This window comes from Ramlibacter sp. (genome assembly GCF_035548915.1).
Classification (GTDB): Bacteria; Pseudomonadota; Gammaproteobacteria; order Burkholderiales; family Burkholderiaceae_C; genus Ramlibacter.
In genome coordinates this window covers 50,907-69,545 of record NZ_DASZSE010000044.1, presented here as the reverse complement: position 1 = coordinate 69,545, position 18,639 = coordinate 50,907, and the positions used below count along the sequence as shown (strand labels likewise).

The following is an 18,639-nucleotide window of genomic DNA, read 5'->3' as shown; positions in this document are numbered from 1 at the left end:
TGCCTGCCGTCTCGTTCAGCGCAGCCCGAGGCCGCGCGCGATCATTCCACGCAGGATGTCGCGCGTGCCGCCGCGCAGCGAGTACGAAGGCGCGGCCTGCGTGACGAAGTCGAGCGTGCGCAGCAGCTCCATCGGCACATCATGCGCGGGGCGGCGAAACAAGTCGTCGGCGATCAGCGCAGGAATGGCCTGTTCGACCCCGGTGCCGAGGTCCTTGACCAGCGCTGCTTCGACGACGGGGCTTTCGCCGTGCGCGAGCTTGCTCGTGACGGCAACGGACATCGCCCGCAATGGCGCGAGCTGGGAACCGATCTTCCCCGCGAGCCGCACCGACTCCGGCGTGCGGCCCTGCGGCGTGCGGATGTAGGCGAGCCACTCGTCGAAGAGCACGATGCTGGAAAACAGGCGCTCCGGGCCGCTGCGCTCGAAGGCCAGTTCGGACATCACCTGTTCCCAGCCTGCGCCTTCGGTGCCCAGCAAGGCATCGTCCGGAAGCCGCACGTTGTCGAAGAAGACTTCGCAAAAGTGCGAGTCGCCCGAAAGGTCGGTGATGGGCCGAATGGTGACGCCGGGCAGCTTCAGGTCGACGATGAACTGCGACAAACCTTTGTGCCTGTCATCGGCCGTGCCCGAGCTGCGCACGAGCGCGATCATGAAGTGGCAGTTGTGCGCGTTGGTCGTCCAGATCTTCTGGCCGTCGAGGACCCAGCCACCTTCGGTCCTCGCGGCGCGCGTGCGCACGCTCGCGAGGTCGGAGCCCGCGTTGGGCTCGCTCATGCCGATGCAGAAATACATTTCGCCGCGGCAAACCGGCGGCACGTAGCGGCGTTTCTGCGCATCGGTGCCGTATTTCAGGATATTGGGCGCGCTTTGCCGCTCCGCGATCCAGTGCGAGCCCACGGGCGCGCCGAAATTCAGGAACTCTTCGACCACGACATAGCGCGCGTAAGCACTGCGTCCGCCGCCGCCGTATTCCTTGGGCAGCGTCAGACCGAGCCACCCACGCGCGCCGAGCTCGCGACTGAGCTGCGCGTCGTAGCCGCCCCAGGATCGAGCGCGAACATGGGCCGGCAGGGCCGCGACGTACTGCGCCAGAAAATCGCGCACAGGCTGGCGCAACGCCTCGTCTTGCGGCGGAATCGCGGTGAGCGCGAGCGAGTCCAGCGCGCTCATGCCTTGCTTCTCGTCATGTTTCGTCTTTCATTGTCGGCGTTCAGGCTGCGGTGCCGCTCGAACGCAGGTCCGCGATCTCGTCGGCCGAGAAGCCCCACCCCGCCAGGGCGGCGTCCAGATCCACTCCAGGCTCGACGCCCGCCTTCGGTACCTCCGGCACCGTGCGGCTGAATCGCGGGGCAGGCGCCGGCTGGACGATGCCGTCGATCTCGACGTAGGTACCGCGGTGCCGGTTGTGGGGATGATCGGGCGCTTCGTCGAGGTCCAGCACGGGCGCGAAGCAGGTGTCGGTATGGCCAAGAAGCGAATCCCACTCGTCGCGCGTTTTCGCCTTGAACACAGAGGCGAAGCGCTCGTGGATCCGCGGCCAGTTGCCGCGATCGGCCCGATCGGGCATCGAGCCGTCGTCAAGCCCCGTGAGGCGAAGCAGTTCCGCGTAGAACGGCTCTTCCACCGCGCCAATGCTGATGTACTTTCCGTCGGAAGTCTCGTAGACGCGATAGGCCGGATTGCCGCCGCCCATGCCGCCCCCGCGACCGGCCCAGCGGCCGGCGGCGAGGAAGCCATGGAACATGGTCATGAGCGATGCAGCGCCATCGACCATGGCGGCGTCGACGACTTGCCCGCGGCCCGACCTGCCGGTCTGGAACAGCGCGCACGCCATGCCAAACGCAAGGTACATCCCGCCGCCACCCAGATCGCCCACCAGGTTGAGCGGGATGGTCGGAGCCCGGCCGGCCTCGCCGACTGCGTCGAGCGCGCCGGTCAGCGCGATGTAGTTGATGTCGTGTCCCGCCACGCGGGCGAGCGGGCCGTCCTGCCCCCACCCGGTCATCCGGCCGTACACCAGCCGGGGGTTCAGCTCGAGCAGCGCATCCGGTCCAAGCCCTGCCTTCTCCATGATCCCCGGCCGGAAGCCTTCGATCAGTGCATCGGCCTCTTTCGCCAGGCGTCGGACCAGGGCCACACCCTTCGGTGTCTTGATGTCCACCGCGATGGCGCGGCGGTTGCGATCCAGCAGAGTAAAACGGGGGGCCAGTGGGCGAAACCTTTGTTGTGGCCGGTCGATGCGCAGCACCTGCGCGCCCATGTCGGCGAGCATCATCGCCGCGAATGGCCCGGGCGCGAGCCCCGTGAACTCGATGACTTTGACACCCCCGAGCGGGCCCATGAATCTTCTTTCCAAAAGACCGGACCTTAAATCGATGCCATCGAAAGCGCATCCGACAAAATCTCCAGCCCCGTGAGTTTTCTTGCGGCTCGTTCGGTGCCTCGCCGACCATGCCCGGTGGAAAATCAGGCTTCTCGGCCCGATGGCTCGCTTTGCCTACCCTGCGCAGGCTCGGTCTTGCTGTGGCTGAAGCCCCGTTGAAAAAGGAAAGAGAGAGAAGCGATGGAAAAGCAGATCGAAGCGTGGGCCGAGCGCCTGCGCCGGGCGCAAGACGATCGTGAGCCGATCGCTCCCCTGCGCGACGAGATCGGAGCAGATGCCGACGGCAGTGTGGCATACGCCATTCAGCTCGCGAACGTCAGGCACTCCGAGGCACGCGGGCGGCGCGTGATCGGACGCAAGATCGGGTTGACCTCGGTCGCCGTCCAGCGGCAGCTTGGCGTCGATCAGCCGGACTTCGGCACGCTTTTCGCCGATATGGTGTACGGCGATGACGAGGAGATCCCGATGGCGCGTACGCTGCAGCCGAAGGTGGAAGCCGAAGTCGCACTGGTACTGTGTCGCGATCTGCCCGCTGCGGATACCACGCTTGTGGACCTCATTTCCGCGATCTCGTACGTGCTGCCGGCGATCGAAATCGTGGGCAGCCGCATCGCCAACTGGAACATCCGCTTTGCCGATACCGTTGCCGACAACGCGTCCAGCGCTCTGGTGGTGCTCGGTGGCGTCCCGACAACTCTGGACGGTCTCGATCTGAAGCTTGCCGGCATGACAATGGTTCGCGGTGATGAAACCGTTTCCAGCGGAAACGGCGCAGCCTGCCTCGGGCATCCGCTGAATGCCGCCGCCTGGCTCGCACGCAAGCTGGCAGGACTTGGGCAGCCGCTTCGCGCAGGCGATCTCGTGCTCACCGGTGCACTCGGGCCCATGGTGCCGGTGGCGGCTGGCGACAGATTCGAAGCACGCATCGAAGGCGTTGGCACGGTGCGGACGCGGTTCTCCGCGGCGTGAGCCGCGATCGAACCGGTTCAGCCGCGCCTTCCAAGCCAATCGGCAATGCGGTGCGCCAGAAGGTCGAAACGACCATCGGCGCCGCGAACTCGCGCCCGACCATTGCCCGAGCATAGAAGTAGTTGTTGCGTCTCCATGTTCAGGCAGAGCGCAGCACGCCGGTGCGGGCCGCGGACCGGTTGTCCAGGCTGAACGATCCGGCACCGAACGCCACGATCTGCAGCAGGCCTCCGGCGATCATCACGTTCTTCATGAAGTGGATGAACTGGTTCTGGTCACCGAGGCTGTGATGGAAGATCAGGGCGGCGGCGATCGAAAACACGGCGAGGCCGAGCGCCGCGAGGCGCGCGCGATAGCCGAGCAGCAGCATCGCGCCGCCGCCGACTTCGGCGATCACGGCGAGCGCGTAGGCGATCACCGGCAGCGGAACGGACGTCGACGCGATGTAGCCTTGAGTGGCCTCGGGCGCGGCCAGCTTGCCCACACCGCTCAGGAGAAACGGCAGGGCCAGCAGAACGCGGCCGATCACGGGAAGCGGCCCGGTGCCGGCATTGAAGGATTTCGACATGATGGTCTCCATGGGTTGAAGTGAACGAGCACAAGTTCGGCTCGGTTTCAACTCTATGCGCTGACCTTCCATGGAAGAAGACCTGGCGGCGCAACGTATCATTGCGGTGATTGCAACGACAGCCATGGTCACCAAGACAAAACCGAAATCCACGCCTCCGCCCGGTACGGTCGCGCAGACAGCCCCTGCGGCCAGCCTGGTCGAACTCATCACGTTGCAGTGGCAGCGCGAGCGCAGCGACCTCGACTTGTCCGACTTCCTGCTGGCCATCTACTTCATGCGGCTCGGAACATTGGTCGGGCGCGCATACGACCGGATGTGCGAACGGCGCTACAAGATCAGCGGCGACGACATGCGCGTGCTGCTGGCTCTCAGGCGCGGTGGGCCGCCCTACGCCAAGCGGCCCACCGATTTGTTCCGTGCCCTGCTGGTGACGTCGGGGGCCGTGACGAAGAAGGTCGATCGGCTCACCGAGCGCGGCCTGGTGGACCGCATGGCGGATCCCGGCCATGGCGGAGGCTTCCTGGTCCACTTGACGCGAAAGGGCCTGCAAGTGGTGGAAGAGGTCGTCGAGTATCTCGCCAGGGAATCCGTGATCGCGCCGGCCATGTCGCAGTTCACGCAGTCGGAACGCGAGGCCGGCAGCCGCTTCGCCATGCGCGTTCTGGCGGCGCTGGAGCATGCGGGATTGGCCGATGCTTCCCAGGAAGACGAACCTGCCCCGCAGCGCGGACGAAAGAAGGCCGGTCGCTAGGACGATCTTTCCTGGATGGAGGCCGCGGCGATGCCCGGCGCTGCCGCGCACCCGGTGAAGTCCGCGTCGCAGTTGCGGTTCACCCTTCCACGAGTGCGGTACGAAGCATGTCCGCCACCTGCCGCTGCGCCACCGACGCCGCTTCCAATGTTCCCCGCATTCCGTAGAACGTGTGCAGCATGCCGAGGTATCGGACGCAGGCGACATCGACGCCCGCTTCGGCCAGCTTGGCGGCATAGGCCTCGCCATCGTCGCGCACGGCGTCGCACTCGGCCGTGATCACCAGCGTGCGCGGAAGGCCGGCGTGCGTTTTCGCGTGCAACGGGGAAAGCCGCCAGTCCGTCGGCGAGACACCCTGATCCAGCGCGTAGGTCGCAAATGCGTACTTCACGTCCGCCGTTCGCTGGAGGAATCCTTCGGCATAGGTGTCGAGCGAAGCGGCCGTGAGCAATGCATCCGTTGGTGGATAGACGAGTGCTTGCGCCAATATGCGCGGGGCTTGCCGATTGCGCGCCATGAGGCAAATGGCCGCGGCGAGGTTTGCGCCGGCGGACTCGCCGAAGACGCCGAGCCGATCCTGCGGCCATCCGAATTGCGTCGCATGTTCCGCGATCCAGCACACGGCAGCCCATGCATCATCGAACGCGGCGGGAAACGGATGCTCGGGTGCGAGCCGGTAGTCGATGTTCACGACCGCGAGTCCCGAGTCGATGGCGAGATGACGGCATGTGGCGTCGAAACTCTCGCGGCTGCCCATCAGCCATCCCCCGCCGTGGAATGCGGCCACAACGCCGGCCGCGGAGCCGGGGTCGTAGACGCGCGCAGGAATGACGCCTGCCTCTGCCGCGATCTCGAGTTCGAACACGTTCGCCACCTGCGGGCCGCGTGGCCGGCTGGCGGTTCGAGCCGCGATGCCGGCGCGCGCCTGCGCCGGCGACACCTGCGACATGCTCGGAAGCCCGGCTGCCTGCTGCGCGAGTTCGCGCAGCGCGGGGTGAATGTGCAGCGACGCAGCCATTCAGGGCTTCTTCGGAGCGACGAAGACTTTGGGGAACGGCGTGAGATGGGTCGCGCCACCGTCCACCACGACGATCTGTCCGGTCATGTGGGAGCTGAGCTCCGACGCGAGGAACAGAATGGGCGCGGCCACTTCTGCCGGCATCGCGGCACGGCCGAGCGGGATCGCTTCACCTACCGACTGCCATGCCTGCTCGGGCAGCAACCGATCGAGGCGTGGCGTGCGCACGAAGCCCGGTGAAACCGCGTTCACGCGTACGCCTCGAGGTGCATATTCGATCCCGGCTCCACGGACGAAGTGATGCAGCGCAGCCTTGGAGCTGGCATACACCGTCTCCGGCGGGACGATGCGATCGCCCGCCACCGAGCCGACGAAAGTGATGGTCCCGCCACCGGCTTTTGCGATCAGCTCGGCACCGATCTGCGTGGCGAGGAATGCATGGCGGACGACCACGTCGAACTGCCGGCTCCAGGCTGCGTCGTCGAATTCGGCCATCGGCCGCAGGTCGGCCATGCCGATGATGTCCACGACGCCGTGGACCCGGCCGAAGCTTCGAATCGCCGCGTCGAAGGCGCGCTGCATGTTTTCGCGCACGGTGACGTCGCCCACGAATGGCATGCCGTCGACCGCCTTGGCGACATTGACGGCAAGCTCCTCTTCGCGGTCGACGCAGAGCACGCGGGCGCCCGCCTGCGCGAGTGCGTGGGCCGTCGCCTCGCCGATGCCCTGCCCGGCGCCGAGCACGACGAAGTTCTTCCCGTCGAGACGCAGCAGCTCGAGATAATCCGGAACGCCGTAGTCGGGGGTCATCCGGGCTCCTCAGGCAGGAACGACTTCGCGGTGCGAGGGAAGCAGGTCCTGCCACACCGCGCCTTCTTCGAACATGGCGTCGATCGCGCTCACGCGGGTGAGGTCCAATCCGACACCGAGCGGTGGCTTGTCTTCTCCGACGCGGTTCACCGAGTCGATCAACACGCGGCGAACACGCATCACCGCCTGGTCGGACGGGACCAGGTGTTCCTTGGAGCGGTCGTACAGCGGTCCCTGCGACAGGGCGATGGAGGCATCCTCGATCTCCACGCCTTTCAGCCCGGTCCAGTTCTCCTTCATCATTTCCCGGTCCTGGCCGAACGAGTCGGCCCAGGTCGCCGTGAACACGCAGTTCTTGCGGTCGTAGTACTTCGGGTCGTCGAGGCCCAGCAGGCCGAGGATCTTCTCTTCGGTCACCGGTGCCTCGCCGTGGACGACGATATAGGTGCTGGTGTGCGTGTCATCCGCGGGAACTTCGAGCACCGTGAACAGGAAGGCCGTTGCCGGGATGATGCGGCCATAGGGCACGATGAATGGCACGACACGCGCGTTCTTCGTGCCGGGTTTGTCGGTCTTGCGCAGCGCGACATACTGAAACCCGAACGTCGTGTCCTCGATTTTCAGCGACGGCTCGAGATCGTTGGATGCGAGCGCCGCGGGGTTCACCACATCCACATTGCGGTTGAACTCCGAGTCCTTCCATCCGGGTCGCGCCATGTTGGTGTGCAACACGCCGACGTGCGAGCTGTCCTCTCCGCCTTCGACCAGCTGCAGGTAGTTGCAGCTCACGTTGATGCGCAGCACGACGCGGTGTTGCGGCTTCGCGTCCATGAACGCGTAGCGCGAGAAGGCGGGCTTGTGCTCCTTCGGTCCGACATAGGCCCACACGATGCCGCCTTCTTCGCGCACCGGAAACGAAGGTGCCTTCATCTTCGCGCGGTACTTCGGGTCCTGGTGGTTCGGCGTTTCCAGCACGGTGCCGTCGACGCTGAATTTCCAGCCGTGGTAGATGCACCGGATGCCGCCCTCTTCCACGCGTCCCAGCGCCAGCGACGCGCCTCGATGCATGCACAGCTCTTCCATCAGGCCGACGCGGCCTTCGCTGTCGCGGAAGGCGACATAGTCCTCGCCGAGCAGGCGCACGCGCAGCGGCGCGGAATCGGGTTCGGGCAGTTGCGCCGACGTGCACACGGGGTGCCAGTAGCGGCGCATCATGGTGCCCATCGGCGTCTCGGGCCCGACGCGGCAAAGCAGTTCGTTGTGTTGGCGGTTCAGCATGGTGACTCCTGGGTTCTTGCGGGATGGGTTACGCGGCCGCGCGACTCGCGGCGAGATGGGGACTCGAGACGATCTTGTGGTGGGGCACGAGGCTGCGCCAGTCCTGGCCCGGCTCGAGCTCGCCCGAGGTGCCGACGACGCTGCCCACGTCGGCGGCGAGTGCGGCGATGACACCACCTTGCTTCGCGCCCCGAATGCAGGCGAGCAGGCTGCGATAGAGCTGGGTGATCGCGAGATCCGCGGAAGACAGCATTTCCTGCGAGCGGTCGCGGATGGGACCGGCCGAGATGCTGCAGCCCGCATCTTCCTGCGTGAACGTGTGCAGCCCGGAGAAGTGGCCGCCGCGCTGCGCCACGCGGTCCTGGCCATAGCCGTTGCGCCAGGTCATCGCCGCCGGCGTGTCGCATGTGCCGGGCGTCATGCCGAAGCGCTCCAGTGTCGGCTCGTCCAGCCCGACGAAGTTCAATTGCCGGCTGCGCAGCGGGTCGATCCCGATCCGGTTCTCGGCATGCCACCACACGTGGTAGAAATTGCAGCGCTCGTCGTTCACCGGGACCATCGCGAACCACAGGTCGCCGTTCGCGTTGCAAAGGAAGCACGGCGCGATGAACGAAGCGATGCGTGCCATGCGCTTGTCGCCGACGGTGCGCAGCGCGACATAGTGGAATCCGAAGTCGGTTTCGTCGGCCTCGATGTCGGGAGAGGCATCGAACTGCATGTGCGTGGTCTTCCTGGCGAAGTCCATGTCCATGCCGCTGGTCTGGGCCAGCGCGCCCGCATGAAGGATGGTGAGGTGCGAGGAGTCGACCAGGCCTTCGATCACCTGGACGAAGTTGCAGTTGACCACGGCCATCACGTTGATGCGCCGCTCGTCCGGCTGGTCCATGAACGGGTAGTGCGGGAACTCGGGCACCTTGTCCTTCGGTCCGAGGTAAGCCCACACCAGGCCGCCCGCAACCTGGACCGGGAACGTCCGGCCCTTGATCCTTTCCCTGAAGCGCGGGTCGGCGACGTTGGGCGTTTCCAGCACCTTGCCGTCGACCGCGAACTTCCAGCCGTGATAGATGCAGCGCAAGCCGTCGGGTTCGGACCGCGCCAGTTGCAGCGATGCACCTCGATGCAGGCAGCCTTCCGCGAACAGGCCCGGGCGGCCCTCGCCGTCACGCCACAGGAGAAACCGCTCGCCGAGCAGTTCCACGACCTTCGGGTCGCCGCCCGATTCCGGCAGGTCCGTGGCGTGCGCCACCGGCATCCAGAATCGCCGCATGGCGTCGCCCATGGGTGTACCCGGGCCGGTACGGCACATCGTTTCGTTGTCCTGCTTGCTGAGCATGTCGGGTCCTTTCGGTGAGATCAGAGGTCCAAGACCAGCCGTGGCGTGCGCGAGCGCGAGCAGCACGGCGTGAAGCAATCGTTGCGTTGGTGTTCCGCGTCGGTGAAATAGAGGTCGCGGTGGTCGGGCACGCCTTCGGCGACGCGCGTGATGCAGGTGCCGCACACGCCCTGTTCGCAGGAGACCGCGATCGGGATGCCGGCGTCGTGCAGCGCCTCGGCCGCGCTCTTGTCCGCTTCGACCTTGATCACGCGGCCACTCGTCTTGAGCTCGATCTCGAAAGGCCCATCGCAGGAGTGGTCGATCGGTGCGGCGGCAAAGTATTCGCGATGCAGCTGCGGCTCCTTCCAGCCGAGGTCGCGCGCCGTCTTCAGGACGTGGTCCATGAACCCGGCCGGCCCGCAGACATAGAGATGCGTGCCGCCATCCGGAGGTCCGATGACGGCGGCGGCATCGAGCTGCTGCTCCTGCGGCCCGTCATCGATGTGGATTCGGACGACATCGGCGTAGTCGGCGGCCAGCAGCCGCTGCACGAAGGCCATGCGAGCCGCTGTCCGGCCGCAGTAGTGCAGCTCGAAAGGATGCCGCTCGCGCGAGAGTTGTTCTGCCATGCACAGGATCGGTGTGATGCCGATGCCGCCGGCCATCAGGATCGACCTGCTCGCGCTCTTGTCGAGAGCGAAGTGATTGCGCGGCGCACTGATGTCGAGCCCGTCGCCGACCTTCACGCTGTCGACCAGCGCAGCAGAGCCCCCGCGCGACTGCGCCTCGCGAAGCACGCCGATCCGGTAGCGGGGCGGATCGGCCGGGAGGTCGTGCAAGGAGTACTGGCGCACCAGTCCTCCAGGCAGATGCACGTCGATGTGGGCCCCTGCCTCGAACGGCGGCAGGCGGCCGCCCTCCACCGCGGCAAGTTCGAAGCCGGCCGTGCCTTCGGCCAGTTCCCATCGGGCCGTGACCTCGACGCGTACGAGTTCTTCCATCACTGGACTCCGATCGTCGAGTTCGTGGCGCGACGACGGACCAGCACGGGCGCGCCTCCCAGCCGCTGCCGCACCATCCAGCGCGCCAAACCCAGGTCCATGACGCGCGCGTGTTCGGGGAACCATCCGGCGAGTGCCCGCGCGAACTCGCGCACGACTTGCTTTCGCCCTGCGGCGAGCGCGGCCTGGACATCGGCCAGCGACTTCAGCACGGCCGCATGCTCTTCGATGTGGCAGCCGCCCGCGTCGTACGCGCCGCGCCGCATGGTGTCGTCTTCCTCGGCGAAGTGGCTTCTCGCGTGCTCGGCGAACGCCTCGAGCCGCGACGCCATCTCGGTGTCCGTCGCGGCCAGGAGCGCGCCGACACGACTCACGAACTCGCGGTGCGTGGCGTCCATGCCGTCATGCCCTACTTCGAATTCCTCGCTCCAGGTAAAAGTGCCTTCTGACATCGCTGCCTCAGTGGTGAACGCAGCCGCCATCGATGGCGACCTTCCCGTCGAATCTCATGTTCCGTTCCTCACGCACCCAGGCCCATCAGAGACGCCAGTTCGTTCTCGTCGCCGGCGAGCGCGTCGCTCTCGCCCTCGTGAACAATGCGTCCGCGGTCCATGACCAGGCAGCGGTTCGACAGGCGCAAGGCGATGTCCACTCGCTGCTCCACGAGCAGGAGCGCCATGGAGCCGGTCGCGACGATGCGCCGGATGCTATGCGCCAGGTGCTCGACGATCACGGGCGCGAGGCCTTCGAACGGTTCGTCCATCAACAGCACGCGCGGGTTGCCGAGGAGCGCCCGGGCGATCGCCAGCATCTGCTGCTCGCCTCCCGACAGCTGGTTGCCGTGGCTCCCGAGCCGTTCTCCGAGACGTGGAAAGAGTTCGAGGATGCGCGGCACGTTCCATGTGCCGGGGCGCTGCGCAATCTCCAGATGCTCGGCGACAGTCAGGCTCGCGAACACTTCCCGTCCCTGGGGAACGAAGCCGAGGCCGCGCCGCGCTCGCTCGTGAGTCGCCAGATGAGCGACGTCGCTGTCTTGCAGCAGCACGGCGCCGTCGTGGCGTCGTGCACGGCCCACCAGGAGTTCCAGCAAGGTGGTCTTCCCCACGCCGTTGCGCCCGACGATCGCCACGGTCTCGGCGGGCTTCACCTGGAAGCTCACGTCTTCCACCACCAGCGTGGGGCCCCAGCCTCCGCTCAAGCGGCGAACTTCAAGCATGCGCGAGCCTCCCCTCGAAACGCTCCCGGCCGGACGTGCCGAGGTAGACCGACTGGACCTGCGGATGGGCCATCACTTCGCGGGGTTCCCCGCACATCAGCAACGCACCCTCCACCAGCACCGCGACCTGCGACGCGAAGCGCCGCACCATGTGCATGTCGTGCTCGATCATGAGCACGGCGATCTCGGCGGGCAGGCTGTCCATGGCCCGATGGAGCAGATCCAGTTGGGTGCTGGGAATGCCGGCGGCAGGCTCGTCGAGCAGGAGCACTCTCGGCTCGAGCGCCAGCGCGATCGCGATTTCCACCAGTCGTTGCCGCCCGTAGGCGATCTCCCCGACCGGGCGGTGCATGTCCGCCTGCAGGTCGAGTTGCACGACGAGCGCTTCCGTTCTTTGCAGCAGGTGCCGCTCTCGGGCAGCCGGCTTCCACATCGAAAAGCCGCGCCCGCCGGCCTGGGCGACCGCGATGAAGACGTTCTCGAACACGGTGAGCGGCGCGAACAGGCTGGAAATCTGGAACGTGCGGACCAGGCCTTTGCGTGTGCGCACCGAGGCATCGGATCGGGTGAGGTCCTCTCCGAAGAGATGCAAGCTGCCCGCGTCGGCGCGCAGCATCCCCGTGAGGAGGTTGACCAGGGTCGTCTTGCCCGCGCCATTCGGCCCGATGAGGGCGGTGCGAGCCCCGGCGTGCAAGGCGAGGGAGACGTCCTGCGTCACGTGCAGCGCGCCGAACCGCTTCGAAAGGCCGCGCGCTTCGAGGGCGATCGTCGCCAGCGTCATGCGTGAGTCCTTCGCACGCGGCCGATCAACATCTGGGCCGATCCCAGCAGCCCCCCGCGGCCGAACATCACCACGGCGACCAGCAGCAGCCCGATCACGAGCATCCAGCAGAAAGGATTCCACTGGGACGAGAAATGCTTCAGGACCATGTAGACGGGCGCACCCACGAAGGCCCCATACAGCGTGCCGACGCCGCCCAGCACGAGCATCACGAGCACGTCGATCGAAGTCTCGAGCGAGAACACGCCGAGGCCGACGAATGCGTTCGCTTCCGTGAACAGCGCTCCCGCCAGCCCGGCGATCGCACCGCTGATCGTGTAGGCAGTGACCCGGTGCGGCAGCACGCGATTGCCGATGAGGCGCATCCGCCTCGGGTTCTCGCGGATGCCTTGCAGCATCACACCGAAGGGTGAGGCCACGACCCGCTTCAGCACGGTGTATGTCAGCGCGAGCCAGCCGAGCACATAGAGGTAGCTCGCGCGCCCGCCCAGTCCCCAGTCGAACAGGCCGAAGATCGCGTCGAATTGGATCCCCGACAGGCCGTCATCGCCGCCGGTGATTCGCGTCGCCTGGTGTGCCGCCTCGAACACGAGCACGCACAACGCGAGCGTCACCATGAGCAGCGGCAGGCCTGTGAGCCGAAGCAGAAACGGTCCGACCAGGGCTGCCGCGATGCCGGCGGCGACCAACGCGACGATTGCATCGGCGACGGGGTCGCTCCATCCGGCCAGCGAGAGCCGGCCGGCGACGAAAGCGCCCAGGCCGAAGTAGACCGCATGCCCGAGCGAAAGGACACCCGAGTAGCCGAGCAGCAGGTCATAGGACAGGACCAGCAGGACCATCACCAGGACCGACGTGCCGAGCGCCAGGTATTCCGGAAATGCGAAGAAGCTGCCGAGCGCCGCGGCAAACCACGCGAGCTCACCCAGGCCGATGCGATGACGGTTGAGGACGCAACCCGCCGGCAGGGAGGTCATGGTTCAGGCCCTCTCCGCGCGGTCGACCAGCAAGCCATCCGGTCGCGCGATCATCAACGAGATCAACAGCAGGTAGATCACGAACGCGCCGTACTGCGGGAACAGGTAGCGGCCGCCCGTGTCGACGATGCCGACGATGGCCGCAACCGCAATCGACGCGGTCAGCTGGCCGTGGCCCGCGAGCGCGACGACGACGAGCACGAGGACCAGATACTTCATCGGCCACATCGGCTCCATCGGCAGGATCGGCGCGGCGAGGATGCCGCCGAGTGCGGCGAGCCCACAGCCCAGTGCGAATGTCATCGAGAACAGGAGCGGCACGTTCATGCCGGTCGCCTGGGCCATGCTGCGGTTGTCGACGGCCGCGCGCAGGCGCGCCCCCGTCGACGTGCGCTCGAACACCCACCACAGCCCCGCGATGACCGCGACACAGACTGCGCCGGCGAACACCCGATAGACCTCGAATGTGCGCAACCCCAGGTCCAGGTTGCCGCGAAGCGCATCCGGCAATTGCAGCGGAACGATGTTGGGCCCGAACAGCATGGACAGCACCGCGACGGCAACCAGGTTGAGCCCGATGGTGACCAGCACCTGGTCGAGCTGGCTCTTCGAGTACAGGCGCGCGTAGACCAGCCGTTCAGCCACGACGCCGAAGGCCGCGACGGCCAGCACCGCGAGCGGCACCGCCAACGCATACGGCATGCCCGCGCGCTGTATCAGCGTGATGGCGAGATAACCCCCGAAGGCAGCGAACGCACCGTGCGCGAGATTGATCACGCGCATGAGACCCATGGTGACCACGAGGCCGAGGGCGACGAGGCACAGGACCAGCCCATAGGAGAGCCCGTAAAGGAAGATGAAGGCGGCGGCAGCCATGGCAGTGCGCGGGGGTTGCGTGCTACTTCGCCGCCGGGGGCTTCACCTGCTCCCACACCTTGATCACCTTGTTGCGCTTGCTTCCATCGTCGGCCTTGACGACTTCGCGAAGGTAGAAGTTCTGCACGAGTTCGCGAGTCGCCGGGTCGATGGTGACGGGCCCTCGCGGGCTCTTGAAGCTGTAGCCCGCGAGCGACTTCAATGCAGCCTGGCTGTCCAGCGGCTTGCCCGCCTGGTCGCCAAGGAGCTTGAACACCAGCTGCATCGTGTCGAACGCGCCGACGTTGAACGAATTGGGGTGCGCTCCGGGTGCGTTCCTTGCCAGCCATCCGACGAATGCGGTGCTCTGCGCGTCCTTCGTGCTCGAATCGACATACAGGATGGACTTGAAGCCGACGATCGAGTCGTCGAATTGCGGCAGGTCGCCGTCTTCCGCCTCGCCTTGGCCGATGATCAGCAGCTTGTGGGTGAGGCCGCGCGCAGCAAGCGCCTTGCTGAACCCGATCGCGGCAGCCCCCGGCGGCAGGAAGATCTGCAGCACGTCGGGGTTCGCATTGGCGATGCGCTCGGCGAAGGGGGCGAAGTCCGCGGTGTTGAGCGGAATGCGCACGTTTCCCGTCATTTGTCCGCCCTCGGCCGTGAACCTGGCGATGAAGGCTTCCTCCACGATGTGGCCCGGTCCGTAGTCGGCGACGGCCACGTAGCCACGCGACTTTCCCGCCTGGCGCGCGTAACTTGCGGCGAGTTCGGCCGGCTGGTTGATCGACTGGCCCATGCGCACGAAGTACGGTGACATCCTCGGCAGGCCGGGAGTCGCCGCGTTCACGATGAACAGCGGCACCTTCGCGCTGTTGACCACCGGCGCCGTCGCCGCCACTTCCGGGCTCAGGTAGAAGCCCGCCAGCATCGCAACCTTGTCCTTGACGATGAGCTCTTCGGCCAATCGCTTCGCGAGCGTCGGATCGGCGCCCGCGCTGTCACGGTAGATGACCTCCACCTTGCGGCCCGCGACCTTGTCGCCGTTCAACGCGATGAAGGCGTCCACGCCCTGCCTGTAAGCCTGGCCCGCGACCGCGAAGGGCCCGGTGTACGGCCCCACGAATCCGATCTTGACGACCTCCTGGGCCTGGCTCGCGACAGCGGCCCCGAGGAGCAGGAAGCCGACGGCGCGGCGGGCGATGGCAAGAAGCGTGTTCATCTGGAGAGACTCCGGTGGGAAGCGGTTCGGATGCGTGAATTGCGTTCTGATCTTCCATGGAAGATAATTCATCATGGCGTCGAACAACTCGGTAGAAACCCTAGCGTCCAAGGAAAAGCAATCCACAGAGGAAAGATTGCGGCGGCCAAGCCGGCAGTCAGATAATGCCCAAGTTACTTCCATGGAAGATCAATCCATACGTGAAGCGGCCGACCGACCTGTTCCGCGCACTCCTCGTCACTTCAGGCGCAATGACCAAGAAGATCGACCGCCTTGCCGCGGCCGGGTATGTCGAGCGGCAGCCCGACCCGGCGCATCAGGGCGGCTTCCTGATCCGGCTCACGAAGCCCGGGCTGCGCGTGGTCGAAGACACCGTGGAGGAGCTCGCCCGCCGGTCGATCCTCGCGCCGGCCAAGCAACGCTTTTCGCAGAAGGAGCGCAGGGCCGGCGTCGCGTTCGCGCTCGGCCTGCTGAGCGCGCTCGAAGACGTCCAGGCCGAAGCCGTGCTGGACGAATGACGTGCTGCACCCGGCCACCACCCACCGCGCGCGTCGAGACCATGAAGCGCGGTGTCGAGTCCGACCCCGTCGTCTTCCTCGGCCGATGACCACCGCAACGACACAAGGAGCGCCAGCCATGAGCCACCGTCTTTCGTACGATCGGGGCCCCGCCGATCACCCGTTGATCGAGCAGACGATCGGCGACTTCTTCGACGCCATCGCAGGGCGCGAGCCGCAGCGGCTCGCGCTGGTGAGCCGGCACGAGAACCGGCGCCTGACCTACCGGGAGCTGCAGCGACAGTCGAACCGGCTCGCAAGCGCCCTCCTGCGTGCGGGGCTGGTGCCGGGCGACCGGATCGGGATCTGGTCGCACAACAACGTCGCATGGGTGCTGATGCAGCTCGCGACCGCCAAGACGGGGCTGGTCCTCGTGAACATCAACCCCGCCTACCGCGCCTGCGAGGTGGAGTACGCATTGAACAAAGTCGGCTGCAAGGCGCTTGTCACCATGCCCCGGTTCAAGACGAGCCGCTACATGGACATGCTGCGCGAGCTGGGCCGCGCGCGTCTTCCCGGACTCGACCGCATCTGGTGGATCGACGGCCCATCCGATGTCTCGTCCGAGGCGGGCGCCGAGCGCTTCTCCACGCTGCTCGACAGCGGCGATCCCGACGACCCCGGGGTGGCTGCCGTCCAGGCAACGCTGGACCCGCACGACGCGATCAACGTGCAGTTCACGAGCGGCACGACCGGATTTCCCAAGGGCGCGACCCTGACCCACCGGAACATCCTCAACAACGGCTTCTTCATCGGTGAATGCATGAAGCTCACGAACGAGGACAAGTTGTGCATCCCCGTTCCGATGTACCACTGCTTCGGCATGGTGCTCGGCAACCTCGCCTGCCTCACGCATGGAAGCGCGATCGTATATCCCAATGATGGCTTCGATGCGCTCATTGTTCTCGAAACGGTGGAGGCCGAGCGCTGCACCGCGCTTCACGGCGTTCCGACGATGTTCATCGCCGAGCTGAACCATCCCCGCTTTGCCGAATTCGACCTGACCAGCCTTCGCACCGGGATCATGGCCGGCACGGCGTGCCCGATCGAGGTCATGCGGCGGGTGGTCGACGAGATGCACATGCGGGAAGTGACCATCGCGTACGGCATGACCGAGACCAGCCCCGTCAGCTGCCAGAGCGATACGGACACGCCTCTCGAGCGGCGCGTCACGACGGTCGGGCGGGTGCAGCCGCACATCGAGATCAAGATCGTCGACCCCGAAACCGGCACAACGGTTGCCCGAGGCCGATCGGGCGAGTTCTGCACGCGCGGCTACTCCGTCATGCGCGGCTACTGGGGAGACGCCGAGAAGACGCGCGAAGCCATCGACTCCGAAGGGTGGATGCACACAGGCGACCTGGCGACCATGGACGACGAAGGCTTCGTGAACATCGTGGGACGGATCAAGGACATGGTCATCCGGGGCGGCGAGAATGTCTATCCGCGCGAGATCGAGGAATTCCTCTACCGCCATCCGAAAGTGCTGGACGTGCAAGTCGTCGGTGTGCCGGACCAGCACTACGGCGAAGAGCTGTGTGCATGGATCATCCCCAAGGCCGGGCAGACCATCGAAGAGGACGAGGTTCGCAGTTTCTGCCGGGGGCGGATCGCGCATTACAAGGTGCCGAAGTACATCCGCGTCGTCGACGCGTTTCCGACCACCGTGACCGGCAAGGTCCAGAAGTTCAGGATTCGCGAAGCGATGATCGAAGAACTCGGCCTGGCAGAGGAAAAGACGGCCTAGCTGGAGCATTCGCATGCAACCGATCGGCGACCTGAACAACATGTACTTCTTTGCGGCGGTGGTGGACGCCGGCGGGTTCAGTGCCGCTGCCCGGGACCTGGGCCTGCAGGCCTCCAAGCTGAGCCGTCGCATCTCCGCCCTCGAGCGCGAACTCGAGGTCCGACTGCTCAACCGCAACTCGCGCAGCATCTCGCTCACGGAATCCGGCAAGGCGTTTCATGCTCACTGCCGCGCAGTGCTCGCCGAAGCGCAGGCGGCGCGCGACACGATCTCGCAGGCGCTCGCCACTCCCAGGGGACTCGTTCGCATGAGCTGTCCTCCCGGCCTGCTGCACGGCGGCGTCTCCGTCATATTGGGGCAGATGCTCGCGAAGAATCCCGGCATGGAGCTCCTGATCGAGGCCACGAACCGCAAGGTCGATGTTCTCGAAGAAGGGTTCGATGTCGCGTTGAGGGTGAGGCTGCCTCCGCTGGAGGACTCGGACCTCGCGATGCGAACGCTTGCGATGTCGCAATTCGTGCTGGTCGCCGCGCCCGATCTCGTGATGCGGTTCGGCCCCGTGTCGACGATCGAGGACCTGGCGCCGTATCCCACGCTCGCGATGAGCAGTTCCAGCGGGCGCTACATGTGGCAGTTCACGGCCCAGGACGGGACCACACGGAGCATCACCCATCGTCCCCGCCTCGCGACGGACGACCTGATCAGCCTGCGCGATGCCGCGCTCGAAGGCATCGGGGCCACGCACCTGCCGAAGCGGATGGTCTACCAGGAAATCGCCAGCGGAAGACTCGCGCACCTGCTGCCGCAGTGGACGACACAGGCCGGCGTCGTCCACGCGGTCTTTCCCTCCAGGAAAGGGATGGTCCCGGCCGTGCGGACCCTCCTGGACGCGCTCGCCGAAGGCTTTCGCGAGGCACAGTTCCAGTAGGCCGGCAAACGCAACGGATCGTTGCAGCAGCGTGCATTGATCGCCGGCCCGCCTGCTGGGCGGACACCTTCGCGCAGGCAGGCGCATCGCGTATGGCGTCCCGCCGGGACATGCACTCTATGTCGTCGCATCGGCGGGTGAAGTGACGGTCAACGGCCTGCACCTTGCCGAGGGCGATGGCGTGGCGGTCACCGACGAGTCCGAGCTTCGGTTCGAAGCGATCACCGAGGCCGACCTGGTCATCGCAGAACTGGTCATCG

19 protein-coding genes and 1 pseudogene are annotated in these 18,639 nt (G+C 66.2%); 6 read left to right on the top strand and 14 right to left on the bottom strand.

Features of this window, described 5'->3' with window-relative positions; all coding sequences use genetic code 11:
* Window positions 1-15: 15 nt before the first annotated feature.
* Window positions 16-1,173, bottom strand: coding sequence for an acyl-CoA dehydrogenase family protein (locus VHA82_RS18315; protein ID WP_325546417.1), 1,158 nt, complete (start codon window positions 1,171-1,173; stop codon window positions 16-18).
* Window positions 1,174-1,213: 40 nt separating this feature from the next.
* Window positions 1,214-2,344: a CaiB/BaiF CoA-transferase family protein gene (locus tag VHA82_RS18310; protein WP_325546415.1), complete on the bottom strand. Its 1,131-nt coding sequence runs from the start codon at window positions 2,342-2,344 to the stop codon at window positions 1,214-1,216.
* A 222-nt stretch (window positions 2,345-2,566) separates the two neighbouring features.
* Here VHA82_RS18310 and mhpD point away from each other — a divergent pair, with 222 nt between their 5' ends.
* On the top strand, window positions 2,567-3,355 hold the full coding sequence (gene mhpD / locus VHA82_RS18305) for a 2-keto-4-pentenoate hydratase (RefSeq protein WP_325546413.1): 789 nt from the start codon (window positions 2,567-2,569) through the stop codon (window positions 3,353-3,355).
* A gap of 139 nt (window positions 3,356-3,494) precedes the next feature.
* Here mhpD and VHA82_RS18300 read toward each other — a convergent pair whose 3' ends face one another.
* Window positions 3,495-3,923, bottom strand: a complete 429-nt coding sequence (locus VHA82_RS18300) for a DoxX family protein (protein ID WP_325546411.1) — start codon at window positions 3,921-3,923, stop codon at window positions 3,495-3,497.
* Between the two features lie 70 nt (window positions 3,924-3,993).
* On the opposite strand from VHA82_RS18300, the gene VHA82_RS18295 reads away from it, so the two are divergent.
* Window positions 3,994-4,677: a MarR family winged helix-turn-helix transcriptional regulator gene (locus VHA82_RS18295; protein WP_325546409.1), complete on the top strand. Its 684-nt coding sequence runs from the start codon at window positions 3,994-3,996 to the stop codon at window positions 4,675-4,677.
* A 79-nt stretch (window positions 4,678-4,756) separates the two neighbouring features.
* Here the strand turns inward: VHA82_RS18295 and VHA82_RS18290 are convergent, their stop codons facing one another.
* From VHA82_RS18290 to VHA82_RS18240, 11 genes are all read right to left on the bottom strand, one after another.
* Window positions 4,757-5,695: an alpha/beta hydrolase gene (locus VHA82_RS18290; protein ID WP_325546407.1), complete on the bottom strand. Its 939-nt coding sequence runs from the start codon at window positions 5,693-5,695 to the stop codon at window positions 4,757-4,759.
* Window positions 5,696-6,505 carry an SDR family oxidoreductase gene (locus tag VHA82_RS18285; protein WP_325546405.1) on the bottom strand — a complete coding sequence of 270 codons (810 nt, stop codon included), beginning with the start codon at window positions 6,503-6,505 and terminating at the stop codon, window positions 5,696-5,698.
* A 9-nt stretch (window positions 6,506-6,514) separates the two neighbouring features.
* Window positions 6,515-7,783 (bottom strand): Rieske 2Fe-2S domain-containing protein, encoded by a 1,269-nt coding sequence (locus tag VHA82_RS18280; protein ID WP_325546403.1) that lies wholly within the window; start codon window positions 7,781-7,783, stop codon window positions 6,515-6,517.
* A 28-nt stretch (window positions 7,784-7,811) separates the two neighbouring features.
* A complete protein-coding gene (locus tag VHA82_RS18275; RefSeq protein WP_325546401.1) occupies window positions 7,812-9,116 on the bottom strand; it encodes a Rieske 2Fe-2S domain-containing protein in 1,305 nt (434 codons plus the stop codon).
* Window positions 9,117-9,136: 20 nt separating this feature from the next.
* A complete protein-coding gene (locus VHA82_RS18270; RefSeq protein WP_325546399.1) occupies window positions 9,137-10,099 on the bottom strand; it encodes a PDR/VanB family oxidoreductase in 963 nt (320 codons plus the stop codon).
* Window positions 10,099-10,551, bottom strand: coding sequence for a hemerythrin domain-containing protein (locus VHA82_RS18265; protein WP_325546396.1), 453 nt, complete (start codon window positions 10,549-10,551; stop codon window positions 10,099-10,101). Before VHA82_RS18265 ends, VHA82_RS18270 begins: the two co-directional genes overlap by 1 nt.
* A 68-nt stretch (window positions 10,552-10,619) precedes the next feature.
* Window positions 10,620-11,315, bottom strand: a complete 696-nt coding sequence (locus tag VHA82_RS18260; RefSeq protein WP_325546394.1) for an ABC transporter ATP-binding protein — start codon at window positions 11,313-11,315, stop codon at window positions 10,620-10,622.
* Window positions 11,308-12,096 carry an ABC transporter ATP-binding protein gene (locus VHA82_RS18255; protein WP_325546392.1) on the bottom strand — a complete coding sequence of 263 codons (789 nt, stop codon included), beginning with the start codon at window positions 12,094-12,096 and terminating at the stop codon, window positions 11,308-11,310. Before VHA82_RS18255 ends, VHA82_RS18260 begins: the two co-directional genes overlap by 8 nt.
* The gene (locus VHA82_RS18250; protein ID WP_325546389.1) at window positions 12,093-13,073 is read right to left on the bottom strand and encodes a branched-chain amino acid ABC transporter permease; all 981 of its coding nucleotides are present in this window, start codon (window positions 13,071-13,073) and stop codon (window positions 12,093-12,095) included. The genes VHA82_RS18255 and VHA82_RS18250 overlap by 4 nt, the downstream gene beginning before the upstream one ends.
* A 3-nt stretch (window positions 13,074-13,076) precedes the next feature.
* The gene (locus VHA82_RS18245; protein ID WP_325546387.1) at window positions 13,077-13,949 is read right to left on the bottom strand and encodes a branched-chain amino acid ABC transporter permease; all 873 of its coding nucleotides are present in this window, start codon (window positions 13,947-13,949) and stop codon (window positions 13,077-13,079) included.
* A gap of 22 nt (window positions 13,950-13,971) precedes the next feature.
* Window positions 13,972-15,147, bottom strand: coding sequence for an ABC transporter substrate-binding protein (locus VHA82_RS18240; RefSeq protein WP_325546385.1), 1,176 nt, complete (start codon window positions 15,145-15,147; stop codon window positions 13,972-13,974).
* Between the two features lie 164 nt (window positions 15,148-15,311).
* Here VHA82_RS18240 and VHA82_RS18235 point away from each other — a divergent pair, with 164 nt between their 5' ends.
* The 4 genes and pseudogenes from VHA82_RS18235 to VHA82_RS25260 form a co-directional block, all read left to right on the top strand.
* Window positions 15,312-15,665, top strand: a complete 354-nt coding sequence (locus VHA82_RS18235; RefSeq protein WP_325546383.1) for a MarR family winged helix-turn-helix transcriptional regulator — start codon at window positions 15,312-15,314, stop codon at window positions 15,663-15,665.
* A gap of 118 nt (window positions 15,666-15,783) precedes the next feature.
* On the top strand, window positions 15,784-17,451 hold the full coding sequence (locus tag VHA82_RS18230; protein WP_325546381.1) for an AMP-binding protein: 1,668 nt from the start codon (window positions 15,784-15,786) through the stop codon (window positions 17,449-17,451).
* Window positions 17,452-17,464: 13 nt separating this feature from the next.
* Window positions 17,465-18,379, top strand: coding sequence for a LysR substrate-binding domain-containing protein (locus tag VHA82_RS18225; protein ID WP_325546380.1), 915 nt, complete (start codon window positions 17,465-17,467; stop codon window positions 18,377-18,379).
* A 52-nt stretch (window positions 18,380-18,431) separates the two neighbouring features.
* Window positions 18,432-18,617: pseudogene (locus VHA82_RS25260) on the top strand (hypothetical protein); the annotation flags it as partial.
* Window positions 18,618-18,639: the final 22 nt, after the last annotated feature.